This is a genomic window from Mesorhizobium sp. M7A.F.Ca.AU.001.01.1.1, from assembly GCF_004022735.1.
Taxonomy (GTDB): Bacteria; Pseudomonadota; Alphaproteobacteria; order Rhizobiales; family Rhizobiaceae; genus Mesorhizobium; species Mesorhizobium ciceri.
On sequence record NZ_RZPF01000514.1, the window covers coordinates 1 to 4867 of the forward strand.

Annotated in this window: 6 protein-coding genes; all 6 read left to right on the forward strand. The window is 64.4% G+C overall.

Annotated elements, in window-relative coordinates; genetic code table 11:
• Positions 1 to 117 precede the first annotated feature (117 nt).
• A complete protein-coding gene (iolE, locus tag EN884_RS25800; protein ID WP_063169768.1) occupies positions 118 to 1035 on the forward strand; it encodes a myo-inosose-2 dehydratase in 918 nt (305 codons plus the stop codon).
• Positions 1036 to 1093: 58 nt separating this feature from the next.
• Positions 1094 to 1312, forward strand: coding sequence for a hypothetical protein (locus EN884_RS25805; RefSeq protein ID WP_027161053.1), 219 nt, complete (start codon positions 1094 to 1096; stop codon positions 1310 to 1312).
• Between the two features lie 150 nt (positions 1313 to 1462).
• On the forward strand, positions 1463 to 2275 hold the full coding sequence (gene iolB / locus EN884_RS25810) for a 5-deoxy-glucuronate isomerase (protein ID WP_063169767.1): 813 nt from the start codon (positions 1463 to 1465) through the stop codon (positions 2273 to 2275).
• 153 nt (positions 2276 to 2428) lie between these two features.
• On the forward strand, positions 2429 to 3136 hold the full coding sequence (locus EN884_RS25815; RefSeq protein WP_027161055.1) for a DUF1045 domain-containing protein: 708 nt from the start codon (positions 2429 to 2431) through the stop codon (positions 3134 to 3136).
• Between the two features lie 13 nt (positions 3137 to 3149).
• Entirely contained in the window at positions 3150 to 4301 is a 1152-nt protein-coding gene (locus EN884_RS25820; protein WP_063169766.1) for an alpha-D-ribose 1-methylphosphonate 5-triphosphate diphosphatase, read from the forward strand.
• On the forward strand, positions 4298 to 4867 hold a 570-nt coding region (phnN, locus tag EN884_RS25825), incomplete at its 3' end, for a phosphonate metabolism protein/1,5-bisphosphokinase (PRPP-forming) PhnN (protein ID WP_164895155.1). The genes EN884_RS25820 and phnN, both read left to right, overlap by 4 nt.

Here is a 4867-nt window from a genome sequence, read left to right on the forward strand (position 1 = left end):
GCCCCTCATCTGCCTGCCGGCATCTTCTCCCCGTCTCTACACGGGGAGAAGATGCCGGCAGGCAGATGAGGGGCGGCGCCAACGAGCAAGAAACTGTTTTAGGACCGGAGTGACGACTTGAAAGCCAAACTGGGCATGTCCCCCATTGCGTGGTGGAACGACGATCTTGCGGAGCTCAGCGATGACGTGTCGCTGGAAGAATGTCTGCGCCAGTCGCGCTCGGCCGGCTTCACCGGCATGGAGATGGGCCGGCGTTTTCCCAATGACCCCGAAATCATGCTGCCGATCCTGAAGGCCGCCGACGTCACGCTGTGCGGCGGCTGGTTCTCGGGCACGCTGGTCGATGGGGAGATGGCCGACAACAAGGATCGCATCCAGCCGATGATCGACCTGTTCAAGGCGGTGAACGCGCCTTGCATCGTCTATGGCGAGGTTGGCCGTTCGATCCAGGGCGACCGCTCGAAGCCGCTGGCGACCAAGCCGAAGCTGTCGGACGACGAGATGAAAGCCTATGCGAAGCGCCTGACCGAATTTGGCGAATGGTGCGCCGAACAAGGCATGCCGCTGTCCTACCACCACCATATGGCGGCGGTGGTCGAGACCGAGCCGGAACTCGATGCCTTCATGCGCTATTCCGGAGCCGGCATTCCGCTGCTGCTCGATGCAGGCCATCTGGCATTCGCCGGCGGCGACGTGCTGCGCGCCATCGACAACCACCATACCCGGATCAGCCATGTGCATGTGAAGGACGTCCGCATGGGGGTGATCGAAAAGCTCGACCGCACGAAGCAGTCCTTCCTCGACGCGGTGGCGCTCGGCGCCTTCACCGTGCCGGGCGACGGTTCGCTGGACTTCGGCGCCATCGTGCAGCGCTTCGCCGACCATGGCTATGAGGGCTGGTTCGTGGTCGAGGCCGAGCAGGACCCGAAGAAGAACCCGCCGCTCAGGATGGCGCAAGTGGGCTACAAGGAATTGATGCGCGTCATGACGGCGGCCGGATACACGGTCGAGACGCAAGGCTTTCCAAATGTCTAGTTTCCCAATGGCTGGTGCGACGGGTTCCCGGCGAGGCCGATTGCTGTAGATTGGCCCGATGAAAGATTCCGAACACCCCTTCTTCCGGCCTTTGTGGCGGCGTGTCGCCGTCGTCGCGGTCTGCGTCATCTGGTCGATCATCGAGTTCGCCACCGGCACGCCGTTCTGGGGCATGATCGCGCTCGGCTTCGCCGGCTACGCCGTCTGGCAGTTTTTTTATCTCTACAAGCCTGCTGACGAGGCGAGGCCTCCGGTCGGGCCCGAGCCGAAGGAGTGACTGATCGCATGCGTCGGCGGTTAGCTTCCAGTGCTTCTAACTTCGTCATCCGAGGGTCTCCGCGACGGAGCTTCGCTCCTGCTAGGCCCTAGGATGACGAAGTTAGAGAGGCTTCGGCCGATCTCGAAGATTTCGATAGGAGAGACAAAAATGTCGAAGCTGCTCGTCAAAGCCGACAAGGGCCACGGTCGCGTCGCCCATGTGACGCCGAAAAGCGCGGGCTGGACCTATGTCGGTTTCGACCTGCATCGGCTGAAGCCGGGCGAGAGCGCCTTCGGCAAGACGGAGGATCGCGAAGTCTGCCTGGTGTTCGTCACCGGCAAGGGCAAGGCTTCAGCCGGCGGCAAGGAGCTCGGCCTGCTCGGCGAGCGCATGTCGCCCTTCGAGGGCAAGCCGTGGTCGGTCTACGTGCCTGAGGGTTCGGACTGGTCGGTGACCGCGGACACCGAACTGGAAGTCGCGGTCTGCTCGGCGCCGGGCCTTGGCGGCGGCCTGCCGGTTCGCGTCATCGGACCGGACGATCTCGGCCAGGAGGTGCGCGGCAAGGGCACCAACACGCGCTATGTCACCAACATCCTGCCGGAGGGCAAGCCGGCCGATTCGCTGCTGGTGGTCGAGGTCATCACGCCCGGGGGGCATACGTCGAGCTATCCGCCGCACAAGCACGACCAGGACAATCTGCCCGCTGAATCCTACCTCGAGGAAACTTACTATCACCGCCTCAACCCGCCGCAGGGCTTTGCCTTCCAGCGCGTCTACACCGACGCCGACAAGAACGGCCATCGCGCGCTCGACGAAGCAATGGCGATCGAGGATGGCGATGTCGTGCTGGTACCCAGGGGTTATCACCCCTGCGCCGCCTGCCATGGCTACGACCTCTATTATCTCAACGTCATGGCAGGACCGAAGCGGACGTGGAAGTTCCACAATGCGCCCGAGCATGAATGGCTGATGAAGGCCTGATCGGTCGCTGCGTGAGCACTCGCCCCCTGGTCCAGCACGAAAAAATCGTCGGCTAATGACCCCGCCGCAGCGTTTTGTTACCTGAAAGCCAGCAAGGCTTCGTCAATTCGTCATGGAAATCACCTATGGCAGCGAAGCTGACAAGGACTTTCCATGCGCTACGCCCTCTATTTCACTCCCCGGCAGGACGAGCCACTGGCGCGGATCGCCGCCGACTGGCTGGGCCGCGACCCGTTTGGCGCCGCCACGAGGCCGGTCGAAGCGGTGGCCGACCTGTCGGCGGCGGAAGTGGCTTTCCACACCGCTTCGGCGCGCCGCTATGGTTTCCATGCGACGCTGAAAGCACCGTTCCGCCTGGCTGCCAACGAGACGGAAGTCTCGCTGCGCGCCGCACTCGACCTTTTTGCCGAGGTGACGCCGGTGGTGACCATTCCCCGTCTCGTGGTCAGCCAGATCGACGGCTTCTTCGCACTGGTGCCGGAAGGGCCAGTGCCTGCGCTCAACCGGTTCGCCGATGACGTGGTGCGCGACTTCGACCGGTTTCGCGCACCGCTGAGCGAGGCGGAAATCGAGCGGCGCAGCCCGGATTCGCTGAAGCCGGCCGAGTTCCGCAATCTCTGCCAATGGGGCTACCCCTATGTCTTCGAAACCTTTCGCTTCCACATGACGCTCTCCGGCCGGGCGGGGTCACAGGAGAGCCCGCGTTTGCGCGCAGCGATCGACAGCCTGTTCGCGGAAGTGCTGCAACAGAAGGTGCTGGTGGATGCGCTGACCTTGTTTGTCGAAACCGAACCGGGTGCGCCGTTCATGGTGCTCTCGCATCACGCGCTCGGGCGCCGCCCGGCCAGAAAAACCGCCTGAAGGACTGCCTGAAATGACCGCCGAGACTGTTCTCCACAATGCCCGCATCGTGCTTGCCGACGAGATCGTCGAAGGTTCGCTGGTGCTGCGCGACGGCTTTATCGCCGGCATCGAAGCCGGCGCAAGCCTTGGCTCTGGCCGCATCGGCGAGGATATGGGCGGCGACTATATTATTCCCGGGCTGGTCGAGTTGCACACCGACCATCTCGAAGGCCATTACGCGCCGCGGCCCAAGGTGCGCTGGAATCCGATCGCCGCCGTGCTCGCCCATGACGCGCAGGTGGCAACCGCCGGCATCACCACCGTGCTGGACGCCTTGCGCGTCGGCATGGACGAAGACGCCGACCTGACATCGGCCGACATCCGCAAGCTGGCCGACGCGATCGAGGACAGTGTGAAGCAGGACCGTCTGCGCGCCGACCATTTCATCCACCTGCGCTGCGAGGTTTCGGCACCCGACTGCCTCAGGGCTTTCGCCAATTTCGACGGCGACGAGCGGGTTAAGCTGGCATCGCTGATGGATCATGCGCCAGGCCAGCGCCAGTTCGTCAATCTCGAAACCTATGCCTACTATTACCAGCGCAAGCTGAAGCTGACCGATCGCGACTTCAAGGTGTTCTGCGAAAAACGGATGGCCGAATCGGCGCGCAATTCGGCGCCGAACCGGGCGGTGATCGCCGCCGCCTGCCAGGAGCGCGGCATCGTGCTGGCCAGCCACGACGACGCCACATCGGGCCATGTCGACGAAGCGATCGAGCAGGGCGTGCGGGTTGCCGAATTCCCGACCACGGAAGAGGCCGCAAGGGCCTCGAAAGAGGCCGGGATGGGTGTGCTGATGGGCGCGCCAAACGTCATGCGCGGCGCCTCGCATTCGGGCAATGTCTCGGCCCGTACGCTGGCCAGCGACGGCCTGCTCGACATCTTGTCGTCCGACTACATTCCCTTCAGCCTGATCCAGTCGGCGTTCTTCCTCGGCGATGTCGTCGAAGGCATTTCCCTGCCGCAGGCCGTCGCCATGGTCTCGAAAAACCCGGCCGATGCGGTTGGACTGACCGACCGCGGCGTCATCGAGCAGGGCCGCCGCGCCGATCTGGTGCGGGTGCGCGTCGACGACCATGTTCCGGTCGTGCGCACCGTGTGGCGGCAGGGACGCCGGGTGGCATGATGGTGTCGGCACTGATCGAGCGGGAACTTTCGGCCGAGACGTTTCCGATCCGCGATGGCGTTTTCGTCGCCGTCGTCGGCCCAAGCGGCGCCGGCAAGGACACGGTGATCGGCTACGCCCGCAACCATTTTGCCGACGAAACGCGGCTGGAGTTCGTCCGCCGGGTCATCACCAGGCCGAGCGATGCCGCAAGCGAGGATCACGACACGCTGGCCGACGCTGCCTTCGCCGAAGCCGAAGCCGATGGCGCCTTCGCCATTTCCTGGGAAGCACACGGCTTGCGCTACGGCATCCCCGCCGATGTCGACTGGTCTGTCGCCAATGGCCGTGTCGCTGTCGCCAATGTGTCGCGCGCGATCATCCCCTCCTTGCGCGAACGCTATGCCAACCTGGCCGTCGTCGAGATCACTGCCTCGCCTGAAGTGCTGGCCGAGCGTCTGGCGATGCGCGGCCGGGAGTCCCGCGGCGAAGTGCTGGCGCGGCTGGCACGCAGCGCCAATGTCACTCTGTCCGGGCCCGGCGTCACCTCGATCGACAACAGCGGCCCGCGCGAAGCCGCCGGCGAA